Annotated in this window: 18 protein-coding genes and 1 pseudogene; 11 read left to right on the top strand and 8 right to left on the bottom strand. The window is 55.3% G+C overall.

What is annotated here, in order from left to right; genetic code table 11:
- Positions 1 to 7 precede the first annotated feature (7 nt).
- Positions 8 to 1,090 (top strand): alcohol dehydrogenase, encoded by a 1,083-nt coding sequence (locus LQE90_RS04030; protein WP_231088196.1) that lies wholly within the window; start codon positions 8 to 10, stop codon positions 1,088 to 1,090.
- Positions 1,091 to 1,451: 361 nt separating this feature from the next.
- Here the strand turns inward: LQE90_RS04030 and LQE90_RS04025 are convergent, their stop codons facing one another.
- Both LQE90_RS04025 and LQE90_RS04020 read right to left on the bottom strand, forming a co-directional pair.
- Positions 1,452 to 2,519: an endonuclease/exonuclease/phosphatase family protein gene (locus tag LQE90_RS04025; RefSeq protein WP_216528970.1), complete on the bottom strand. Its 1,068-nt coding sequence runs from the start codon at positions 2,517 to 2,519 to the stop codon at positions 1,452 to 1,454.
- 166 nt (positions 2,520 to 2,685) lie between these two features.
- Positions 2,686 to 3,240, bottom strand: coding sequence for a TetR/AcrR family transcriptional regulator (locus LQE90_RS04020; protein ID WP_114567037.1), 555 nt, complete (start codon positions 3,238 to 3,240; stop codon positions 2,686 to 2,688).
- A gap of 147 nt (positions 3,241 to 3,387) precedes the next feature.
- Here LQE90_RS04020 and LQE90_RS04015 point away from each other — a divergent pair, with 147 nt between their 5' ends.
- The gene (locus tag LQE90_RS04015; RefSeq protein WP_216528971.1) at positions 3,388 to 5,292 is read left to right on the top strand and encodes a DHA2 family efflux MFS transporter permease subunit; all 1,905 of its coding nucleotides are present in this window, start codon (positions 3,388 to 3,390) and stop codon (positions 5,290 to 5,292) included.
- Between the two features lie 904 nt (positions 5,293 to 6,196).
- On the opposite strand, the gene LQE90_RS04010 is transcribed toward LQE90_RS04015, so the two are convergent.
- The 4 genes from LQE90_RS04010 to LQE90_RS03995 all read right to left on the bottom strand — a co-directional run bounded on the left by LQE90_RS04010 (position 6,197) and on the right by LQE90_RS03995 (position 11,433).
- Complete coding sequence (locus LQE90_RS04010; protein WP_114567040.1) at positions 6,197 to 6,943, bottom strand: aminotransferase class IV; 747 nt, start codon at positions 6,941 to 6,943, stop codon at positions 6,197 to 6,199.
- Positions 6,940 to 8,328 carry an anthranilate synthase component I family protein gene (locus LQE90_RS04005; protein ID WP_216528972.1) on the bottom strand — a complete coding sequence of 463 codons (1,389 nt, stop codon included), beginning with the start codon at positions 8,326 to 8,328 and terminating at the stop codon, positions 6,940 to 6,942. Before LQE90_RS04005 ends, LQE90_RS04010 begins: the two co-directional genes overlap by 4 nt.
- An 8-nt stretch (positions 8,329 to 8,336) precedes the next feature.
- The gene (locus LQE90_RS04000) at positions 8,337 to 8,921 is read right to left on the bottom strand and encodes an anthranilate synthase component II (protein WP_216528973.1); all 585 of its coding nucleotides are present in this window, start codon (positions 8,919 to 8,921) and stop codon (positions 8,337 to 8,339) included.
- Between the two features lie 634 nt (positions 8,922 to 9,555).
- The gene (locus tag LQE90_RS03995; protein ID WP_216528974.1) at positions 9,556 to 11,433 is read right to left on the bottom strand and encodes an FAD-dependent oxidoreductase; all 1,878 of its coding nucleotides are present in this window, start codon (positions 11,431 to 11,433) and stop codon (positions 9,556 to 9,558) included.
- A 970-nt stretch (positions 11,434 to 12,403) separates the two neighbouring features.
- On the opposite strand from LQE90_RS03995, the gene LQE90_RS12500 reads away from it, so the two are divergent.
- The 3 genes from LQE90_RS12500 to LQE90_RS03980 all read left to right on the top strand — a co-directional run bounded on the left by LQE90_RS12500 (position 12,404) and on the right by LQE90_RS03980 (position 14,850).
- A complete protein-coding gene (locus LQE90_RS12500; protein ID WP_231088195.1) occupies positions 12,404 to 13,210 on the top strand; it encodes a helix-turn-helix transcriptional regulator in 807 nt (268 codons plus the stop codon).
- Between the two features lie 270 nt (positions 13,211 to 13,480).
- On the top strand, positions 13,481 to 14,434 hold the full coding sequence (gene bsh / locus LQE90_RS03985) for a choloylglycine hydrolase (RefSeq protein WP_216528975.1): 954 nt from the start codon (positions 13,481 to 13,483) through the stop codon (positions 14,432 to 14,434).
- 236 nt (positions 14,435 to 14,670) lie between these two features.
- On the top strand, positions 14,671 to 14,850 hold the full coding sequence (locus tag LQE90_RS03980; RefSeq protein ID WP_147269867.1) for a hypothetical protein: 180 nt from the start codon (positions 14,671 to 14,673) through the stop codon (positions 14,848 to 14,850).
- Positions 14,851 to 15,004: 154 nt separating this feature from the next.
- Here LQE90_RS03980 and LQE90_RS03975 read toward each other — a convergent pair whose 3' ends face one another.
- Positions 15,005 to 15,628: a TetR/AcrR family transcriptional regulator gene (locus tag LQE90_RS03975; RefSeq protein ID WP_114567045.1), complete on the bottom strand. Its 624-nt coding sequence runs from the start codon at positions 15,626 to 15,628 to the stop codon at positions 15,005 to 15,007.
- Positions 15,629 to 15,790: 162 nt separating this feature from the next.
- Here LQE90_RS03975 and LQE90_RS03970 point away from each other — a divergent pair, with 162 nt between their 5' ends.
- A complete protein-coding gene (locus LQE90_RS03970; RefSeq protein ID WP_216528976.1) occupies positions 15,791 to 17,221 on the top strand; it encodes a radical SAM protein in 1,431 nt (476 codons plus the stop codon).
- A 300-nt stretch (positions 17,222 to 17,521) separates the two neighbouring features.
- On the opposite strand, the gene LQE90_RS03965 is transcribed toward LQE90_RS03970, so the two are convergent.
- Positions 17,522 to 17,755, bottom strand: coding sequence for a sugar transferase (locus LQE90_RS03965; RefSeq protein WP_231088194.1), 234 nt, complete (start codon positions 17,753 to 17,755; stop codon positions 17,522 to 17,524).
- A 231-nt stretch (positions 17,756 to 17,986) separates the two neighbouring features.
- On the opposite strand from LQE90_RS03965, the gene LQE90_RS03960 reads away from it, so the two are divergent.
- The 5 genes and pseudogenes from LQE90_RS03960 to LQE90_RS03945 all read left to right on the top strand — a co-directional run.
- The gene (locus LQE90_RS03960; protein ID WP_114534140.1) at positions 17,987 to 18,487 is read left to right on the top strand and encodes a hypothetical protein; all 501 of its coding nucleotides are present in this window, start codon (positions 17,987 to 17,989) and stop codon (positions 18,485 to 18,487) included.
- A gap of 492 nt (positions 18,488 to 18,979) precedes the next feature.
- Positions 18,980 to 19,996, top strand: coding sequence for an IS21 family transposase (gene istA, locus LQE90_RS03955; RefSeq protein WP_216528977.1), 1,017 nt, complete (start codon positions 18,980 to 18,982; stop codon positions 19,994 to 19,996).
- 8 nt (positions 19,997 to 20,004) lie between these two features.
- Positions 20,005 to 20,070, top strand: a pseudogene (locus tag LQE90_RS12550) (hypothetical protein); the annotation flags it as partial.
- A 12-nt stretch (positions 20,071 to 20,082) separates the two neighbouring features.
- Complete coding sequence (locus LQE90_RS03950) at positions 20,083 to 20,535, top strand: hypothetical protein (RefSeq protein ID WP_216528978.1); 453 nt, start codon at positions 20,083 to 20,085, stop codon at positions 20,533 to 20,535.
- On the top strand, positions 20,535 to 21,282 hold a 748-nt coding region (locus LQE90_RS03945; protein ID WP_216528979.1), incomplete at its 3' end, for an ATP-binding protein. The genes LQE90_RS03950 and LQE90_RS03945, both read left to right, overlap by 1 nt.

Below are 21,282 nucleotides of genomic sequence, written 5' to 3'. Positions count from 1 at the left end.
AGCACGTATGACGAACCAACCTCTTCCCCGCCCCGCGAAAACTATGAAAGCCGTCGTTTGGGACGGCGAGAGACTACAGCTGGCCGATCGGCCCCGACCGCGCGTAGAGGCGGCCACCGATGCCGTGGTGCGCGTTACGCGATCGAGCATTTGCACGAGCGACCTGCACATACTCCACCATGCGGTACCGCGGGCCGTGCCCGGCACCGTGCTGGGGCACGAATTCGTGGGCGTAGTGGAATCGGTGGGCGCGAACGTTGCGCGCGTGAAGCCCGGAGACCGCGTGGCCGTGAACGTGGAGACGTTTTGCGGAGAGTGCTTCTTCTGCAAGCGCGGCTACATGAACAATTGCGAACGAGGCGGCTGGGAGCTGGGATGCCGCATCGATGGCTGCCAGGCCGAGTACGTGCGCGTTCCGTTCGCGGACAACGGCTGCACGCCCATCCCCGACAACGTGACCGACGAAGACGCGCTGTTTCTGGGAGACATTTTGGCCACGGGCTATTTCGGAGCCGAGATAGCCGAGATCGAGCCGGGCGACACGGTGGCGGTCATAGGCGCCGGACCAGTGGGGCTGTGCGCCATGATGTGCGCGCGATTGTACGGCGCGGCGCAGGTGATCGCGCTGGAAGTGGATGCCGAACGCAGGGCGCTGGCCATGGAGCGCGGGCTGGCGGATGCGGCGATCGACCCCGCCGATGCAGCGACGGACCCCGAGCAGGCCGTGCGCGCGTTGACCGAAGGGCGCGGCGCGGACGCTGTCATCGAGTGCGCCGGCGCATCGGGAACGTTCGAGCTTGCTTGGCGCGTGGCCAGGCCCAACGCCGTGGTGTCGGTCATGGCGCTGTACGAGGAGGACCAGGTGCTGCCCCTTCCCCGCATGTACGGCAAGAACCTGGTGTTCAAGACCGGCGGCGTGGACGCGCATTGCCTGGACCGCGTGATGAACCTGATCGCCGCAGGGCGGTTGGACACCGGGCTTTTGATCTCGAAGCGCTTCCCGCTGAACGAGGCGCTTGAGGCGTACCGCGCGTTCGAAGCTCACGAAGACGGCTGTTTGAAGGTGGTGCTGACTCCTTACGAGGAGTAAGGGGCGGTTTGGCGATCATGATGACGACAACCGCGAGCCCGACGTCGCGGTTCGCCACTGGGGCGTTTTCGCTGCGCCTTCACCCGAGCCGTGTCAATGCTGGTCTAGCACGGAGAAGTCGGTGCTTAGGTACAAAATCACCGGCCTGCGCTCTTAGGCAAGGGCTTTCGACAACTGTCGAATCCGCTGCATCTCGGTGAGCTGGCTCGTTGATGCAAGCGCACAAAACGAATGCAGGCGATGAGCAGATCCGGCAGCGCAGACCCGTGATTTTGTACCGCGAATGGGTCGGCCTCCATGGCAAACCAGCTTCCGGTACGCCGAGGGCTTCCACGACCGAAAGACAGGCGAGCGCGCTTGGCTACGACACGGTCCAGGTGCCCAGCAAGGCCAGGTGGTCGGTGCCGCTCACGTTGACGGTCTGCAGGGAGCCAACGGACATGCCGCTGTTCTTGGAGTAGACGATGTGGTCGATCTCGATCATGGGAGGCACCGGGAACATGGCGTAATCCGGCTCGGACGGGTACGTCATGTGGAAGCCCTCCCCCGCTTGCTGCGAGGCGTCCACCAGCGTGTCGCCGAGCATCTTGCGATAGCGCGAATGATCCCATGTGGAGTTGAAGTCGCCCATGATCAGGTATTCGTCGTCGTACTGGCGAAGCGAGCTCAAGTTGCGCAGGCTTTCGTTCCAGAATCCCCGCGTGCCCGACTTGGGCGACGTGGGATGCGTACTGACCAGGCGCACCGTATGCGACCCGGCGGTTACCGTGGCGGCGGGGGCGGCAGACCCCGTGATGGGCAGAATGCTCGAAGACGCGTCACTCATGGGAGCGAGCACGTAGAGGACGTTGACGCCGCCGTTGTCGTAGGGGCCGGGATCGCCGAACACGTGGTACGGAAGCAGCTCGTCGATGCCGGCCGCAGAGAGTCGCTCGATCAGCGAGGCGCTGACTTCCTGGAGCGCCAGGACCTCGACGCGCTGGTCGCGGACGATCGAAACGATCTGGTCGGCATCGGCCAAGCCGTTCTTGGTGTTGAGGGTCATAATACGCATGACGGCGTCGGTGGACGTCTGAACGGGAACAGGCTCCACCGCCTTCGGCGCTATGCGCGAAGCGGGCAAGAAGAACCCCACGTGCCAGAAAACCTGGCACGCCAAGCAAAGCGCCGTGAATGCCGAGAGCGCTTTTCGCCTGGTGAACGCCGCAAGAAGAAGCACGGCCGCGCTGGGAATGGCGAACCACGGAACGAACGCCGCCACTTCGGGAATGAGCCGCCCGTTGCTGAGGACGGAGGGCGCGTACCGCGAGGCCATGCCGACGACGATGCAGGCCGTCAGCGCCCACAAGAGAACGCTTGCGATCGTGCGCCCAATAGAGTGCCTGGGTCGTGCGTTACGAGCAGCGTGCTGTCCTTCGTTCGGCTCCATAGATCCCTCGCTTTCGAATGGCGTGCGCGGAAAGGCCAATCTATCACACTTCGACAAACGACACAGCATCGGGGACATCATGGCTCCCATCGTCTCGAACGACCTTAGACCTCCGTAGAAAGACTCGAAACTCGTACGATGCATTTGTTCATATGACGGGTTGTTATCAAATAATGGGATCAGTATAGTAACGCCCTTGGAGAATGTCGGAGATGATGTCCGCGACAGCACCATCGGAAAGAGGATCGTCGTCCACAACCCAAGCAAGAAGCAGGTTCGTCAACCCACCCGCGAGAAAGGCATCGGCATATCCGCGCGTACGTCGAGGGTGCTTTCCTTGCACTTTCTCCGTTGCGAGAGAAATAGCACACAGAAGTTCATCATATACGAGCGCATCAAGGCCGTTACGATACAGCATGCAAAGAAACGTGCGATCTCGTTCGAACGGAAGCAGCAGATCGCGAACGACATCGGACAAATCTACGATTTCACGCTTGTCGATGTTCTCGAACCCACGCCTTAGCTTGATGCGCAAGAACATGCGTATCACCTCGTCTTTTCCATTAAAAAGCTGGTAGAAGGTCTGCCGCGATACTCCAGCTTGCGCGCAAAGCCCCGTAATGGTGATCTTTTGATAAGGTCTAGATTTCATAAGCTCGTATAACGCCCAAGCTAATGCATGTTGAGATTTGAGCGCCGATGGATTTTTTCCAGAATACATGACGGATTTCTTTCTTTGTCAGGTTAGTGACACCGCGTGCTTTGACGCGGGAGAAAGCATCCGATAAAGTCTAACAAATGTCAATGTTACGACTTGTTGATGGCGCCCTAGAAGGCGCCATTACTGCCGAAAGGAGAAGCTCACTACATGCATCAAAAAGTTCAGCCTCGTTTCATGGCCACTTTGGCGGTTTTGCTATGCGTAAGCATAGTGGGATATTTAGCCCAAACCATCTTCGCTACTGGATTGCCTATTTTCATGGACGAATTTGGCGTAGACTCCGGTATGGCGCAATGGGCGTCCACCTCTTACTCGATCGTCTTGGCAGTCATGATTCCCCCCACTGCCTACATTACCCATCGGTTCACAACCCGCCAGGTTCTTCTCAGCTCTCTCGTACTGCTTACCGTCGGTTCGGTAGCGGGTTTTTTCGCGCAAAGCTTTGCAATGCTCGTATTAGCACGCGTATTGCAAGCAGCCGGTACAGGAGTTTTATACCCTTACCTCCAAATTGCCATTTTCAAGGTGCTCCCGCAACATCGCTGGCAGCTTGCCATGGGCGTTGTTGGATTGGTTATCTGCGTAGCACCCACCATAGGGCCAACGCTAGGCGGCGTGCTGATAGACTCGCACGGCTGGCGTTTCGTGTTCGCCATGCTGGCTGTTGCAAGTTGCGTTATGACCGTAGTGGCTTTCATAGTCGCACGCAACCTTACAGACAGCGAAAAGAGCGCTCTTGATTTCGTCTCTCTTGCACAATCGGCCATACTCTGCGTGGGCATTATCGTCTCGTTTTCCAATATAAGTTCATTTGGCGTGACGAGCCTATTCGTATGGGCGCCTCTCGCGATCGGCGTGTTGACTGCCGTCCTGTTTGTTCGTCGCCAGAATAGGCTTTCACATCCTTTTTTGAACTTAACAGTATTCAAAAATCAGCGCTTCAACATGGGAACGCTCATCAACGCTCTTATGAACTTTGTCAACTTGGGAGTCACGTTAGTTGTTCCCATTTACGCACAAAGCATGTGTGGGTATTCTGCAACACTTTCCGGCATGCTCTCGCTTCCGTCAGCCATTGCGATGGCAGTGTGCAGCTTGTTAGGCGGAGTTCTCGCAGAAAAAGTGGGTGTACGACGTTTGACCTTGATTAGTAGCGCAGTTCTTTGTGCGGGACTTGCCGGTATGGCATTCTTTGATTTCGAAACACCCGTTTGGGCTATCATGTTCTTCCAAGTGCTGCGCGGCGTGGGCATTGGCCTTTCGATGCAGGTCTTGACGACATGGTCTCTCGAAGCCGTAGATGATCTAGTAGAAGACGCTGCTGCGGTAAACAACACCCTCAAGCAAATAATCGGCGCTATGGGGTCTGCCGTCATGGCGGTGCTGCTCTCGCTGTTCGCAGGCGGAGCCGTCCAGGCGAACGAAACGTCCATTGCGGCTTTCCAGATGACGAACTGGGTTGGCTTCGGCTTGGCCGCCGTCTGCTTGGCTCTTTCGTTCATATTCGTGCGAACTCGAGCAAACAACGAAAATGCAGCTTCGAAATCGCCTTCCCCAATTGAGGTTCTGATAGACAGAAACCCTTTGTTTATCTCGGAAAACGCACCTGTATCCGATCTTGTTGAACTCCTGGTTGCCAATAAAATCAACGGTGTTCCCGTACTGGGATCTGAAAGGCGCGTAACGGGATTCGTAACCGACGGCGACCTGCTTAGCTTCACGGGCGCGCATACTGCACTCACGGTCGACGCAACGTACGAAGTACGCGAAATACAGGATACTAAAACATTTGCCGAACGATGCAGCGCACTCATGCAGCTGCAGGTAAAAGATATTGCAACGAAAAACGTGATTTCGGTAGAATCGAATGCCACTATAGACGAAGTGTTCGCAGTCCTCAGTAAACGCAAAATCAAGAAAATTCCCGTCATAGACGAAAATCTGCTAATTGGCACCATCAGTCGTGACGAGGCGGTACGACACCTTATGGATGTTATGGTTGATCTAGGCGCAAAGCAGCAAGCCCCGATCAAAACCGAAAACAAGTGTTAAAACAGCTTCCGCACTAATGCACGAAACGACTCAGTCAGACCACCCTGCGCATCATCGACGCTGCTGCCCCCATTTCAAGTCGCCTAAGAACGAGGTAAACCTCAAGGAGGCCTACCTCGTTCTTCACAAATTCTGGCAATCTTTGCATTTTGAAGTGGAGAGAACTTAGAAACCTCGAACGAGCCTCTAAAAGCTCTTAACATACTGGCAAACGCATTGCCAATGAAGACCATAACGATACGCATGCCAACATCGTGTTTCGAGCATCATCCCCAGAGATCGCGCTCAGAGTGTTGACGTCAGGAAAATATGTTGGCGACGGCAGTAGCCTCGCAATGGGCGCTGCAGATGCAAGCTAACCACGAGCGTCAGCGAAATTGCAATGCCGAGGCACTCCATGCCCTCGTCAACAGGAACATAGTCGATGCTGGCCTTTCGCAGTACCAAATCGAGATTCAGCTCGCAAGCCTTAACGCGAGTGATGGCGATTCTTGCCGTTGCCGCAAAGCACGCACACGAAAATACCATGCCCCTCGTGCTGATTCCTAGAACTTTTTGTATGATGGATTTTTTGTTTTACCACATCTTTCTTCCATCCTCTTCATGGTCAAAAACAGCAGTCGCAGCCATTAAGCCGCTCTAAAGAATGCCTATCCCTTGCAAAGTTTGTGGCTATTTTTCGCCATAATTCTCCTAGCATAGAGCAGCGTAACGGTGTTCCACCGAGCGGTCCTTGCACAAAGGCTGCCAACAGAGACGTGAACTACAGCCTGTATGGAAACAGGAAAAATCTTGCCACCAATCATCTATCCATGCGACCATTGAGCAAAACGATACATCGACCATGCAAGCCACCAGCCCAAGAGGAAAGAAACAGTAGCCACTGCGTTTGGCGACTTATTGCTCACAAGTTTCGCACCATGTCGCGATATATAACCGAAAGCTCATGCGCCTTCGTTCTACTCTCGTAACCGTGGTTGCAAAAACGCGAAACCGGCATGATTCCCAGCAAAGAATTAGTGACGAACATTTCGTCTGCCGATATTGCATCATCCACGGTGACGACAGCCTCCTCAACATCTGCGTGTTCCATCACAAAGCCCCGCATGATGCCGGGAAGAATACCCTCCGCAACTGAGGGCGTTATAACTCGACCGTCGCGAACGATGAACAGATTCGTAGTTGCCCCTTCACAGAGATGGCCTTGGATATTACAGAACAGAGGCTCGTCTATACATTGTTCGCGAGCCCTACGCCTTTCATAGACGCAATCGGCATAGTTCAGCGTTTTGTGAAAAGTAAACGGAGAAGTCTCGTTGCGGCGCACAGAACTTACGCTGCAGGAAAACCCCTTGCGATAATCCTCTCCGACATACGTGTTGGAGCGCAAGGCCACCACGAGATTATGAGACGTGACCGTGACTTTCAATGCCTGTCGCTCCGGCGCATCGACTGGCCGAGAATCAAGAGCCTGCCGTACGCGCTCGAGTACACGCTCCTTGGGCACATCAATGCAGAGAAAGCGCAAGGCCTTGTCTAGACGATTCAGATGCTCCTCGAGCAAAACAGGACGGCCGTTCTCCACCGCCACAGTCTCAAAAGCGCCGAAACCGAAAAAGAAGCCGTCGTCGGCCGCCACCATATCGCTCATCTCGTTTCCCGTTCTTCAATAGCCAATGCTTCCAGCACCGCCTTGGCCTTTTGCAAGGTTTCCTCGTATTCGAAATCGAAATCAGATTCCACGGTGATCCCCCCGCCGACGCCTAGATACGCTGTTCCGTTTTGACATACCGCCGTACGGATAGCAATATTGAGATCGCAGTCTCCGTTTGCAGAAAAGTATCCAATAGAGCCCGTGTAGAGGCCGCGGGCATCTCGCTCAAGCTCGTCGATGATCTCCATAGCGCGAATTTTCGGCGCACCCGTGATGGACCCTCCCGGAAACGCCGATTGTACGAAACGCAACGCGCTTTTGCCAGGCGCCAGCACTCCTTCCACAGTCGCCACAAGCTGAAACACTGTCGGGTAGGCCTCGACGACAAACTCCGGATGCGCGACGATAGTTCCCGGTGCGCATGCGCGAGCCAAATCGTTACGCTCCAAATCGACAACCATGAGAAGCTCGGCATTATCTTTGGAACTTTCGGCAAGATCGGCCTTAAGCGCCTCATCTTCTTGAAGCGTTCCCCCCCTCTTGCGCGTTCCTTTGATAGGACGAGCAAGAACGTGCCCGCCCCGTACCTGCAGGAAGCGCTCCATGCTCGCACAGCAAATCTGATAATCCGTCGCGGCATCGCCCCCCTGCCCGCATAGATACGCTGAAAAGGGAGCAGGATTATGACAGCGTAGGTAACGATATGCATCGTAGGGGTCTGCCGGGGCCGAGGACCTCAACAATTGCGTCATGTTGGCAACGTATATGTGCCCGTCAACCATATAGCGCACCATGCGGTCAAGGGCGGCGCAATAATCGCCGGCACTGAAAGAAGCATCAAAGCTCGCCTGGCGCTCGTGCTTTAACGGCGTAGGCGCCGGCGTGACCTTATGCAACAATCCAGTCGCCCATGCAAGGGCATCACCATGGCTCATGCGAACGCCCTGTGTGCACAAATACAGCTTCTCGTTCGCAATATCTTCCACAAACAGCAGGTCATAGAAAGAAAAGGAAGCCTCAGGAATGCGCTCGCGCGGCAAGTGTCGCGACGCAATCTTGCACGCCTGAAGCCCCATGCTATACCCGAGATAGCCTAAAGCGCCGGAGATGAGAGGGAGCCCGGTGGTATTGGGCGCCGCAGCATCATCGAGGTAGGCGCCCAATTGTTCAAAGAACGAGAGGGGGGACGCAGCGCCATTGACGTAGCAACTCCCCCCGACTTGCTCGACGGTGGCATACGGCATCAGCCCCACCAAAGAGAACCGTCCCTGATCGCTCTTCTCGGAGGAGTCAAGGAAAAGCGCTTGAGGCATAGCCTTAACCAACTCGAACAGGTCAGAAAGCGGTTTATAGAAGCGAAATACATGAACGGCCGTGGCCACGAGTCCCCCTATCGCGCCGTCTCGCAGCACACCACAAAACGAGACAGAAGCTCATGCCCATACTGGGTTCGCGCCGCTTCGGGATGGAACTGCACACCGTACAGCGGCAGTTCTCTATGCCGCAAGGCCATGATCGCGCCGTCTTCGGAGCGCGCGTCAACGGAGAAAAAATGGGGAAGCTCGTCGTCGTCAACCACTAGAGAGTGGTAACGAACAACCTCGAACGTCTCGGGCAAAGCCTTGAACAATCCTTGGTTGTTGTGTCGAATCGCGGTAACCTTTCCGTGCATGGGACGCTTGCCCCGAGTCACGCGCGCGCCGAACACGTCAGCAATTACCTGATGGCCTAGGCACACTCCCAACAAGGGGATGCGACGACGCGCAGCCAGCCTCACGATATCGCCGCAGTTGCCGCATTCTTTGGGGCTTTTGGGCCCAGGGGAAACCACGATGCCCCGAAGAAGGCCCGCATCATCCATGTCGCGCACGGTCTTGGCGTCGATACCGTCATTCTCGTACGTGTCCATGCGAACGCCCAGCTCACGAAAATAGCTTACGAGCATCTGCGTGAACGAATCGTAATTATCCAGCATCAAATACACTGCTTGCCTCCTACGCTCCTCCGGCAAAAAACACTGCCGCAAAAGAAAAACTGCCACCCATCCGCCGTCACCGGCGAATAAATGGCAGTTTTCCCACTTGTTGCTTTGGGACACACCCTCTGTTTCAACAGATTGTACCCGTTTAACAAGTGCTTGCAAGAAAATACTAGGAGTTCCCCTCGCAACGCCCGCCATACACGAAACGTCCACACTCCCCCATGGAGCTTATCTTGCTTGATTCGCGTCGACAGTTATGGTCGCAGCTTTCCCTTATATCGCTCCGTCTTTTTCAAGCTGATCGAGGCAACCGGCTTCTAAGATTCAAGATACGTTATTCGCTAGCCCACCGTTTTGGTTGCTAGATTCGTTTGAGAGTGCCTCCATTTGCATCCCGAACCCACCTGACCGATCATCAATTCACCACTTCTCCGGATGAATTGAATTTGCTTCGGCCCCAATGACCCCATTCAACCCAAAGGCGTCAAAGCCATCTTTTTTGTCCCTGCTCGCGAAACGCCTTAGCCCATAAACCCACTAAAGCCGCGATCGAGTTCATTAAACCCAGCTCAGCTTTAGGGGGGGGTCGCTTCGCGCGGTTCTCTTTATTTGGCCGTCAAAAAAACAATCAGACCTCCGCCTTGACTGCCTCGGCCATGATGTAGCCGTAGTTCATGGCAGCATCGAATCCCATCGCGTAGACGCGGCCGTCCTTCTCTTCGATCGAGCCGCAAACGTCGCCGGCTGCGTAAAGGCCCGGAACGGCGGTGCCGTCTTCCTTCTGCACATGGCAGCTCGTGTCGATCGCCAGACCGCCGGTGGTGAGGTAGAGCGTCGGCTCGCAGGAAACCACCCAGATGCCGTTGTAGGTGTCAAGGTAGGGAAGGTTCTTGCGCCCGAACTCGTCGGGCTCGCCGGCGAGCGCATGCTGGTTGTGCGCGTCGATCGTCGCCTTGAGCTCGGGCAGCTCGAGCGCTTCGGCGGCTGCTTCGACGGAATCGTAGTGAACCATGTCGCCGCGGTCGACGAGGCACTTGTAGATGTCCATCGCGTACGTCTCGTTCTTCATCGTGGTGATGTAGCCCGACTCGTCGGTGATATGGAAGAACCGGCCGCCGTTGTCGGGGTTGCGCAGCGCCTTGCTCATGACGCCGTGGTTGTCCGACATGATGTTGCCGAACTGTTTGCCGCTTCCGTTGACCATGATGCCGGGCGTGGTCTGGTACAGGAAGGCGATCTCGAAACGGGAGCCCGCCTGCGCGGTCGTGGAAAGATAGGCGCCGAGATCGCGCCCCATGCACTCGACGGCTGCGCCCGCCTCGATTCCGAGCTTGATCCCATCGCCGGTGGAACCCGGCGCGCAGTTGAACTTGTACTCTTCGTAGCCAGGGTAGTATTCGGCGATCATCTCGTTGTTCGCCGCGAAGCCGCCCGAGGTGAGGCAGACGGCCTTTGCCGAGACCTCCCAGGTGCTGCCGTCTTTGCCCTTGGCCTTCACTCCCGTGACGCGGCCTTCGGCGTTCTTCACGAGTTCGGTCACCGGCGTGGCGTACACGATTTTTCCGCCAAGCGCCCCGACGCGATCGACGAGGTACTGCATGGCGTACCCGCAGCCGCCCATGTAACAGCCAGGCGCCAGGTAGGGCGTGATGCCGTAAGCCTTGTTCACGCCGAGGCTGTAGAAGCCCACGCCGATTTTGTGCATCCAGTCGACGAGCTTGCCGGAATTGTCGTACATGGCGGTCTGGTAGGGCATCTCGCCGTTGAAGCGATCGTTTTCGGGGACGATGTACTTCTTCATGACGGCGAGCATGGCGTCTTTGTTGAACATGGGGCTGTCGTCGAAGCGGCCCAGGCCGTAGTTGGCCTGCAGCTCGGAGCCTGCGGCGGCGACGCCCGAGTAGGTCATGGACATCGAACCGCCGGGGATGTCCTGCTTCTCGAACAGGATGACGCTCTTGCCCTCTTCGAGCAGGCGGCACGCGCTGACGAGCCCGGCGGTGCCGGCGCCCATGAACACGACGTCGACGTCGGCGGTCTGCGCGGCGCCGCCCGTCCGTTCGACGGGACCCTTTTTGAAGTCGGAAGCGGAGCCGCCCGCGCTTTCGATGGCGTCTTTGACGGCCATGGTGACGGCCATCGACGTGGTGGTTGCACCTGTCACGGCGTCGACGTCGAGGTTCTTGGTTTCGAGCAGCCTTGCGGCCATCATCGGGGCGGCTACCGAGCCGACGCCGATGGTGTCGTCGCAACGCAGGACTTTGATGTTGGCGATGTCGCCGCCGGACACGGTGACTTCGGTGATCAGCTCGTTGTCGTGGCCCATGGCCTTCCCGATCCATTTGCCATCGGTGAAGCTGTCGGGCACCTTCTTCTTGCCGGCTTCCCCACCCTCGGGCTTATCTTCGGGTTTCTTCGGTGCAGAGCACCCGGCAAGTCCGCCAAGCGCGGCGAGCGAGCCGACTGCAAGGGACCCCTTGATAAAATTCCTGCGATCGATTTCCATGGCATTCTCCCTCCTTGAGGCGTATACGTGTAGGCGTCGTCCATATTCGCTGGATCGCTTGCCTCTGGGTAGAATACGTCCGTTTTCAAGAGCCGGCATCACCGAATGTCGGTGCATTTGCGAATGAGGAAAATTCATTGATTTTGGGTTAGATGCTACCTTTTCCCCAGTTCGGAGCGGTCATACAAAAAACGCGGTACAGCTTGTTCCCAGCTGCTTAACCATTTTTTCGAGAACGAATCATGCCAGTAGCATTAAAATACTGCACGGAGGTGGCCGATGGGTACTACGCGAGAGACGAGGGTTCTGTCCGCTGTTGGATTTGGATTGGCCAAAGCTGCCACATCACTTGCCTACATGACCGCAATGGGATCGGTTGCATCCAGCATCGGATTTGTGTCCGAGCTTGATTTCATGATTGCCATGAATCTTGTTGCTTGCGCGACCGGCCTTGCCATAGCATGGCTTGCTGGCAAAGGAAAGCTTGCTGGGAAAAGCCTTTCCCAGGTTCCTGCCGTCATCATATTCGTTGCAGGCTTGTCGCTGAATTTTATCTCGGGCCCATTCGCACTGCCCCCGGTCTTCTTGGCAAAACTGCTTGGTGCATTATGCGGGTTTTCAATAACAATAGCTTGCGCATGCTGGCTTGAAGTGCTCTCCGCTCAAGACAGCCTCCAGCATTCGATCAACCAAATCGTCTGCGCGCTGATCATCCAGGGAGTAGGTCGCGTGTCTTTCCTTTGCGCCAGCAACTGTCGTGAGGATAGCGGAGATTGCCTTTTTCCTTGTTTCTTCCTTTCTGCTTCGAGCAGTCCGGCGAAATATCCCGGCAACAGAGCACAAAACACCGCCCGAAACACGGCCAGACCTGCGTTTCGAGTTGTTCCAATCTTACATTTGCCTGTTCGTGCTCGTCGGCGTCGTGGGGATTCTGCACACCTCGGTTCTTGGCTCTTCGACGGAGCACATCGTGGGAGATGTGAACATGTGGTTACCGCTTGGGGTTGCAACGTTTATTACGGCCATTCTCGCTTTCGCAACCGCTCAGCGCCCCAATCCTACAAGCGTCTATAAAGGCTGTTTTCCTTGCATGCTTGTGATTTTGTCGTTGTTACCTTTCATGGGAGACTTTCTTAGCTCTTTCACGGGGTTTGTCATGATCGCCTGCTATGACGTTTGTGGCATGATGTTCCTTGTCTTCATCGTCGAGCGATCGCGTACCTTGTCTTACCCCAGCTATATTCTGTCTGGACTTTACTTAGGAGGTTCAAGCCTATCTCTTTTCGTCGGCTTGTCCATCGGGCTTTTGCTTGGGGCCTTAAGCGCCGATTACGGCTTGTCGCTTCTCACCCTTCTGGCGTTTGCAACCATCTACCCGCTGGTAACCGTGCTCATGATCGCAGTCCGAAAAAGCCGGGGATCAAGCGACAGGAACCAAAGCATGCACATCGCAGAAGCGGTAACAATGAAGAGCGTCGATGACTCAGAAGCGCGTGCCGAGCACGCGTCTGAACTAGACCCCGCCGAAAGCGAAACGAGCATCGAGCAAAGGCTTGCCGTCATCGCCGAAGAAGTGGCACTCACGAAACGCGAGCGAGAAATCATGGCGTTTCTAGCTCGCGGACGCTCTGCCAGATACATTGCCGAAGCGCTTGTCATATCGGAAAACACCGTGTGGTCCCACATCAAGCGCGTGTATTCGAAAACGGGAGTCACCTGCAAACAAGAGCTTATCGACCTTGTGGAAGCCCCAACGGAAACAAGCCATAGCAGCTAAAACGCACGAACCCGGAATGCGACCACAGGCGACCGGCCCATGGTCGCGACCGATTTCCTGCCTGCCTACCCCAACAACGTAAAAGCCAAAGGTTACGAATCGTATTCGAGGAGAGACGCCTTTGCGCCTTCCCTCGAAGCGAGTGCTATTATCGAGCTGCGCACGACCTCTCGCCTCCATACTGCATGCATGGCAGGAAAAAAGCACGCACAAACACGGCGCGCAGACAAGGGCTTGCCGGATTGTCTCGAGAGAATAGAAAGGATTGCCATGTGCTCGGGTATCAGGTTCACGGATGCGTCGGGAAACATGTACTTCGGTCGTAACTTGGATTGGAGCTGCTCATACGGAGAGCATGTATGCATTACGCCCATTGGATATGCACCCGCATCCCCTTTCGACGCCATCGAGGAAACCCTCTACCCTGTTATAGGAATGGGGATCGTCGCCGACGACACGCCACTCTATTTCGATTGCGCCAACGACCAAGGTCTTGCCATAGCAGGCTTGAACTTCCCTGGCTTCGCACAGTACGAACCCGTCTCCGTCGACGGCAAGGTCAATGTTGCGTCCTACGAGTTTCCCCTTTGGGTAACAAGCTTGCACAAAACCGTCGACGAAGTTGAGGCGGCGCTGCAAAACGTCGCGATCGTCGACAAGCCCCTTAACGCCGATTTTCAGTCGTCCCTGCTCCACTGGATCATTGGAGATGCAGCCCGATCGATCGTCGTCGAATACACCGATCAAGGCATGCAAGTGTTCCACGACGATGTCGACGTCCTCACTAACCAACCAGGATTCGCCTGGCAGTTCGAGAACCTACGGGGCTATCTCAACGTCACCAGCGACGTCCCCCCTACGCGCACGTGGCGCGCGGCAACGCTTGAGCCCTATGGATCGGGCGCTGGCATGCGCGGCATCCCGGGTGACTACTACTCCCCCTCGCGCTTCGTGCGGCTTGCATACCTGAACGCAAATTACCCGCAGAAAAACTCCGAGAAGGAGAACGTTTCCCGCTTGTTCCGTTCCCTTGCGGGAGTCTCCATGGTGGAAGGCGCTGCGCGCATGTCGAACGGCGACTTCGAAATCACCGTGTTCAGCGGGGGTTTCTCGTCGCGCACGAACACGTACTACTACTCCACATACGACGACCCAGCCATCCGCTCTGTATCGCTCGATAATTACGATTGGCGCGGCCCGAGCCTCATCTCAATCGAACAATAGAAAAACATGCGGGGTGCTCTGCATAACGCGCCAATGCGTCGCCCCGAGGGCTCTTGAACGAATCGCTTTTTTTGGGGCGTGCGCCAGAGCGCAGGCGCACGCATTCGCATGGCAGGCATTCGGGATCAAGCCCCTAGGCTTTGTCCATGCCGAAGCCGTAATTTCGTTCAAGCAGGTCTGCGAGAGGCTCCCGCATCAGGTTTTCCTGCACATGCTTCTTGTCGCGAAGCGATCGCATGAGTAGACGGTTCCGTTCTTTTCAACGCTTGCCGCAGGCCATGTTGCACTGCGACTCCAAGATGCGCGAGATAGACTTGGCCATCCAGGACGGGTACGTGCTTCATCCCGTAAAGACCAAGACGAACGCGCTGGTGAAGAAGGATGCAACCAAGAACTTCACCTACCTTGGGGCATGACCGACTACGAGGTAGGGTTCGACCATGTCATCTGCCAGGCGCAAGGGTCCTATCTGCTGGCGAAAAATATGGAGGCTGCGCCCGTTTGGACGATATCACTCTTCAGGCTTACATGACCCATCTACGAGCTATTTTAGACATCCGAGTGTTTTTCTCATGCCTCGTTCTTGCCGCTGATCCCAAGACTTTTCGCCATCCCCGTCACTGCCGCGATGCCTCCTGCGATGGCGGAGCCGGCCAACGTGGCAAGCTCCTCCATGGGGAGCTCGGAATCGCTGTCCGCCCATTGATGGTAGAGCGCCAGCAGCCCCGAGCAGAAAAACGAAACGAAAAGCTCGAAGTACGGCCCCAGGTCCTCAGCCAACCCAAGAGCGTCCCTTTCCGCAAGAACATCTGCCATAGCGGGCCTGAGCCTCGATATGAGAGCATCGGTATCCACATGTTGCACCACAGCTGCCCTCTGATCGAACGTGGCAATGAGCTCGGCGCTGAGCTCCCGGAAGATAACAGGAACGTTTACGGAGCCGTCCTCGTCTGCCGCGGCAGTGGTCAGAACTTCGGCCAGGCGTCTCATCTCCTCGCGCAGAAGGCTGTCAACAAGACCGTCTATCGAGCTGTACCTCAGATAAAAGGTCTTGCGATCAATGTCAGCACGCTCGGCTAGCTCCTTGACGGTGACGTTTTTTAGACCTTTCTCAGCCAAAAGCTCCCCAAAGGCCGTCCTAATGGCTTCGTCGACCTTCCTCCTGCGCCTGTCGCTTCTGCTGCTCCCCGGCATATCGCTCCTTTCATTTCTTGATACAAGTCTACATTAAGGCTAGTTATGTAGATAAATGCTCACTGCGGCGCAGTGTGACCATTGTTAGTACTCGCAAATCTCAATACAATCCACAGTGTTGATAGCTCCACACTGTGGATTGTATCATGGAAAGAGGTTGGCATGAGGGCTGCTGATCAGATCAAGCGCGCGGCGATGATGAAGACCGTGGGGTACCTGCTCGAGGACCCGGATAAGAACATAACCAAGATCATGGACATGATCGACAAGGTGGCCCCCGAGGACCTCTTTCGCAACCAGCGCAATGCCTTCCGCACTGCCATCGACTCGAAGAACAACTGGTACCAGCTCATCATGCGCATTCTGGAGAAGATGAACCCCGAGGTTCGCGACGCACTGGTCAAGAACCTTGTCGTGGACGGTAATCTAATGGCCTGGCCCATCCAGGAGGAGATGCGCAAGAAGCACCGGTGCAACATTCCCTGGGCTATCCTGCTGGACCCTACCAGCGCCTGCAACCTGAGCTGCACCGGTTGCTGGGCGGCCGAGTACGGCCACAAACTCAACCTCACCTACGACGACATCGACTCCATCGTTCGCCAGGGCAAAGAGCTTGGCTGCCACATCTACATCTACACCGGAGGCGAGCCTCTGGTGCGCAAGAAGGATCTGATCAGGCTCTGCAAGGCGCATTCTGACTGCAGTTTCTTGTGCTTCACCAACGCCACCCTCATCGACGAGGACTTCTGTCAGGATCTGCTGCGCGTTAAGAATTTCGTGCCCTCCATCAGCGCCGAGGGAACCCGGGAGACCACCGACGCCCGTCGCGGCAAGGGCACCTACGACAAGGTGGTCGCCGCCATGGCGCTGCTGAAGTCCCACGGACTTCCCTTCGGCATCTCGGCCTGCATCACGTCCCAGAACGCCGACGCCATCGGGTCCGAAGAATTTGTGGACTGGATGATCGAGCAGGGTGCCTTGTTCTGCTGGATCTTCAACTACATGCCGGTGGGCATGGACGCCCCGGCCGAGCTCATGCTCACCGTGGAGCAGCGCAAGCGGATGTACGGTTTCGTGCGCAGGATGCGCGAGGAGAAGCCGCTTTTCCTCATGGACTTCCAAAACGACGGTGAGTTCGTAGGAGGCTGCATCGCAGGAGGCCGCCGTTACCTGCATATCAACGCCACAGGCGACGTGGAACCTTGCGTGTTCATTCACTACTCCAACGCCAACATTCACGACATGAGCCTTCTGGAGTGCCTGAAATCCCCGCTGTTCATGCAGTACTACGAAGGCCAGCCCTTCAATGACAACCTCCTTCGCCCCTGCCCGATGCTGGAGAACCCCGGATGCCTCGAGGCCATGGTCGAGGCATCCGGTGCGCACCCCACCGACCTGCACCAGTTTGAGAGCGCGGAGCACCTGTGCGGCAAGTGCCGCGACTTCGCGCGCGCCTGGGAGCCGGTAGCCGAGGAGCTGTGGACTGATCAGGACGACGCGCGCTACCCCTACCGCAAGGACATCTCGGTCCTCATGTCTTCGGAGGAACTGAACAAGTTCGCCAAACAGGGTCGTGAGCTGAGGAAACTGTAAGCCGAGGGATCTGCCCCTGTCGAGTTAACGTGTCCCAAACGTATCATAAACCCGCACCGAAGATTCGTTCGATGTGGGTTTATGACAGACGCTCTATGATAAAGCGAAAACCACCTTGCCGGAACGAAGTTCACCGTGCTTGAGTATTTGCTCGCTTGAGCAGTGCCAGTATTCACTTTGAGCAACCGAAATACTCAGCTTCAGCAGCGGCTGCCGATGCGGCCAGCAATGGCAGCCCACTTTCTGCCCCTAGCTTGCCCTCCTGCACTTGGCGCGCATGTTCACGTCGCCCATTTCGATTCACAAGTCCAGGTCGACCCACTCGTCGAACGTGATCTTGTCGCGATCCAAGCGCGTTTGCCAATAGCACGTAATTCCGGGCTTGACCAGGAGCCTCTGCTTTTGGCGCTCGGTGTACTGCGTCACTTCCCTCGGCAGGCAGGGGCGCGGGCCCACGATGGAGATCTTCGATGAGAACACGTTGATGAACTGGGGCAGCTCGTCCAGCGAGAGTTTGCGTATCACCCTTCCCACGCGCGTGATTGATTAGGTCAAGTTAGAGACAAAATTATTTGGGGAATGAAAAGAAAATTATAGAGGATGTGTCTCAAAACTACGTCGTTTCATTGAGACAGAAATTCATAACTCATCAATCATAGACGATTGAAGCCTTCGCAGCCAGAGTGGCTGCTTCTTTTTGATGTTTACAATTTACTCAAATGTACTTATAATGTCAATGGAATGATTACAAGGATTGAGGGTGGCATGGTTAAGAAAATATCTATAGACGTTGACGACCAAGTCTACGATCGCTTCCAAGCGGCGCTGAAGCTTACCGACAAGGAAGAAGGCGCTGCCATCGAAGAAGCGATGAAGGCTTTTATCGCTCAGTCCTTTGCTGAAGTAATCGGCGAATACCAGCCCTCTACCGACAATGCAAGGAAGTACTGGGGCAAAGCCGCTAAGCGCATTCCTCGTTGGGCATGCCATAACGAGCAATACAACCACAAGATTATCGCCGCCTATTTCGAGGCGATTCGCTTAGACGGCAAGGCAACGCTCCCCCGCATCGAGGAGCTTTGCGCCGACAAGGAGCAGGAACGGTTTTATGTACCGACATTTCGAACTAACTACGCACAGATGAAAGCAGACGGCCCCAAGACGCATGGGCGCGTCTTCGAGGACAACGGATTTGAAGTATGGATATGGAAAGAGGTAGCAGACGTAATGGATGCATATAGCTACGCATTTATCGATTTAGATTAAACAGTATGCGTTTATTCGCTTAGACGCATACCATTGCAGTACGTGCGCGATTGAGCTGCAAAGGCTGGCGGAATCCGCATTCAAGGGAGTTCCAGCAGGAACTCCCTTGTTATCGTCAGGGTAAGGAGTAGGACAATAACCTCCATCCATTGACGGCAATAGCTTTATTGCAAATCCTTTGTCTGTCAACTAGCCAGCGATTCTAACCTTCGCCTCATTGGTGACGCTAATGCCGCTATTCCAGAAATTATTTTCTTCGAGAAGCGTTGAAACCTCTTCATATACAGGAGCCTCGGCCCTTGGATCTCGAATAGTTATCACAATGCAAAAATCCTGCTGATTATTCCCAGCGTTTAGATGCGGCAGTACCACATTTGTTTGCACCTGTACCCGCTAATGTTTGCACGTTGAGTTAATCGTCAATATCATCATTGTTTGCACCACTAACCTTTCATTGTCTCGCCATAACAACAATGAAAGGAAGTGATTAAAATGGCGAAGAAAATTGATGCCAAGCTCGTATTAGAACTGCTTGACAGAGGCATGTCAGGTCGAGAGATACGAACTACTCGGCACATTGCCCAGCAGAGTGTCAAAAAGGTCAGGGAGGCTGCGGAGGAGAAGGGCGTTACCTGGGCAGACGTGGCGCACATGGATGGTGACGACGTCTACAACCTGCTTTTCCCCGACCATGCTCAAGCGGAGGCGGCCGTAGCGAAGATTGACATCGACTACGTGCACTCCGAGCTGCAGAAAACCGGCGTTACGCTAAAACTCCTGCATGAAGAGTATTGCGACCAGGCAAAATTGGATGGCCTAGCCTCAAAGAGCTACACGTCGTTTTGCCGCGACTACTCCGAATACGTTGTTGCACGCAACGTTACCAATCACCTCGAACACAAACCAGGCCAGGTTATGGAAGTTGATTGGAACGGCGCCACAATGCGGCTAGAAAACCCCGCCACGCTTGAGCAAACTAAAGCTTACCTGTTTGTAGCGTGTTTGCCGTACTCACAATACAGCTACGTCGAAGCAACACTAAACATGAAACAAAATACGTGGCTTTTGTGCCACGTACACGCCTACGAATTCTTCGATGGCGTTGCCGTGAGAACTGTTTGCGACAACCTAAAGACCGGTGTAATCAAGCACCCTCGCGAGGGTGAAATCATCCTGAATGAGGCCTATGAGGCACTCGGTCGCCACTACGTCACCGCCATCATGCCAACAGGGGTTCGCAAACCTAAGCAAAAACCGTCGGTGGAGGGCGCGTGCGGTAAGGTCGCTACCGCGGTAATTGCACGCCTGCGTAACGTCACTTTTGCCACACTGGCCGACCTAAATGATGCCATCCGCGTCAAGCTCGACGAGTTCAATACGGCGCCATTCCAAAAGCGCGATGGTAGCCGCAAGATGGTGTTTGACGAGGTGGAAGCCAACTTCTTAGCACCTTTGCCAAGTGCCCGTTTGAGATTTGTACCTGGGTCTACGGTCGTGCCGTCAACTTAAACTTCCATGTGGTATTCGAGAAAAACAACTACTCAGTTCCACACGAGCTCGTCGGTAAAAAGGTCGACCTTAAGGTCACAGACACGATGGTTGAGGCATCCTTTGGCGGCAAGCGCGTTGCCAGCCATCCGCGCTTCCCGACCTTCGTTCAGTACCGTTACCGAACAGATTCCTCTCATATGCCACCGGAATTCTGCCGTGCTGAATGGGACGACAAGCGCATCTTGCGCTGGGCTCGCGAGATTGGTCCTAACACGCTTGCTGTTATTCAGCGCATGTTCGACGAAGCCCAGATAAAAGAGCAGGCATACAACCCAGCTCTTGCAGTATTGAACCTGACAAAACGCTATACCGAACACGACCTAGAGGAGGCGTGCGAATACGCGCTTGCAAAGGTAGCACGTCCGCGCTGTAGGTTCATCAAATCCGTGCTTAGCAGCAAGGCTGCGGCAAGTTTGGAAGGCTTAACTGAAGAGAAATCCGGCGGCTACATTCGCGGGGCTGGCTATTATTCGAACAACGAGAAAGGTAACCGCTGATGCTTGACCCAGAGACGAAACGCAAGATTCGCGAACTTGGTGTGCCTGGCATGCTGGATGTAACCGAGATGCTCTGCGATGACCCCTCCTATGCCGGTCTGTCGTTTGAGGAAAAGGCCAGGGTCGCTGTCGACTACATGTATCAAGAAACCGCAAACAACAAGGTGGCAAGGCTGATAAGAAACGCCAAACTCCGCTTTCCTCAGGCAGACATCACCAACATTGACTACGATGGGCGCCCAATCAAACGCGAGTTAATCAATGACTTGGGGACTACACACTTCGTAGCCAGTTCGACCGATATCATATTGGAGGGATTCACCGGGACAGGAAAGAGCCACTTGGCGTGCGCTATTGCCAAGCAGGCATGCAAGAACTGCGTTCGCACCCTTTACATTCGTATGCCCGACCTGCTTGGGTATCGCGCAGAGAAGATGAATGCTGGGTGGACTGAGAAGCGTATTCTGAACAAATACGCAGGTTATAAGGTGCTTGTGATAGATGAATTCCTCATCGACAAGCCAACCACAGACCAAATGCACTTCTTGTTGGAATTAACGGAGCTGCGCTACGACAAGTCCTCGACGATATTTTGTACCCAATACCCAAATGACGAATGGCATCGTCGCGGTAGTGCCGCAAATGTTGGTGTAATCCGTCCTAGCAAAGGTAGGCGTAGCCTGCCTGAGCGGGCGGAAACAAGAGCCCGATCAACGGGAGCCGCCGCTTTGGAATCCGGTCGCGGCT

The organism is Paraeggerthella hominis, assembly GCF_021044775.1.
GTDB lineage: Bacteria > Actinomycetota > Coriobacteriia > Coriobacteriales > Eggerthellaceae > Paraeggerthella > Paraeggerthella hominis.
The sequence above is the reverse complement of the archived record's forward strand: the minus strand, read 5'-3'. Positions and strand labels throughout refer to the sequence as shown.

Excerpts from the sequence above, each read along its gene's own strand:
- istA (WP_216528977.1), top strand. The coding sequence starts at position 18,980 with ATGGCGAAGAAAATTGATGCCAAGCTCGTATTAGAACTGCTTGACAGA.
- LQE90_RS03980 (WP_147269867.1), top strand. The coding sequence starts at position 14,671 with ATGAGTAGACGGTTCCGTTCTTTTCAACGCTTGCCGCAGGCCATGTTG.
- LQE90_RS03950 (WP_216528978.1), top strand. The coding sequence starts at position 20,083 with ATGGTTGAGGCATCCTTTGGCGGCAAGCGCGTTGCCAGCCATCCGCGC.
- LQE90_RS03960 (WP_114534140.1), top strand. The coding sequence starts at position 17,987 with ATGGTTAAGAAAATATCTATAGACGTTGACGACCAAGTCTACGATCGC.
- LQE90_RS03970 (WP_216528976.1), top strand. The coding sequence starts at position 15,791 with ATGAGGGCTGCTGATCAGATCAAGCGCGCGGCGATGATGAAGACCGTG.
- LQE90_RS04000 (WP_216528973.1), bottom strand. The coding sequence starts at position 8,921 with ATGCTGGATAATTACGATTCGTTCACGCAGATGCTCGTAAGCTATTTT.
- bsh (WP_216528975.1), top strand. The coding sequence starts at position 13,481 with ATGTGCTCGGGTATCAGGTTCACGGATGCGTCGGGAAACATGTACTTC.
- LQE90_RS04030 (WP_231088196.1), top strand. The coding sequence starts at position 8 with ATGACGAACCAACCTCTTCCCCGCCCCGCGAAAACTATGAAAGCCGTC.
- LQE90_RS04015 (WP_216528971.1), top strand. The coding sequence starts at position 3,388 with ATGCATCAAAAAGTTCAGCCTCGTTTCATGGCCACTTTGGCGGTTTTG.
- LQE90_RS04025 (WP_216528970.1), bottom strand. The coding sequence starts at position 2,519 with ATGGAGCCGAACGAAGGACAGCACGCTGCTCGTAACGCACGACCCAGG.
- LQE90_RS04020 (WP_114567037.1), bottom strand. The coding sequence starts at position 3,240 with ATGTATTCTGGAAAAAATCCATCGGCGCTCAAATCTCAACATGCATTA.
- LQE90_RS03975 (WP_114567045.1), bottom strand. The coding sequence starts at position 15,628 with ATGCCGGGGAGCAGCAGAAGCGACAGGCGCAGGAGGAAGGTCGACGAA.
- LQE90_RS04010 (WP_114567040.1), bottom strand. The coding sequence starts at position 6,943 with ATGAGCGATATGGTGGCGGCCGACGACGGCTTCTTTTTCGGTTTCGGC.
- LQE90_RS03995 (WP_216528974.1), bottom strand. The coding sequence starts at position 11,433 with ATGGAAATCGATCGCAGGAATTTTATCAAGGGGTCCCTTGCAGTCGGC.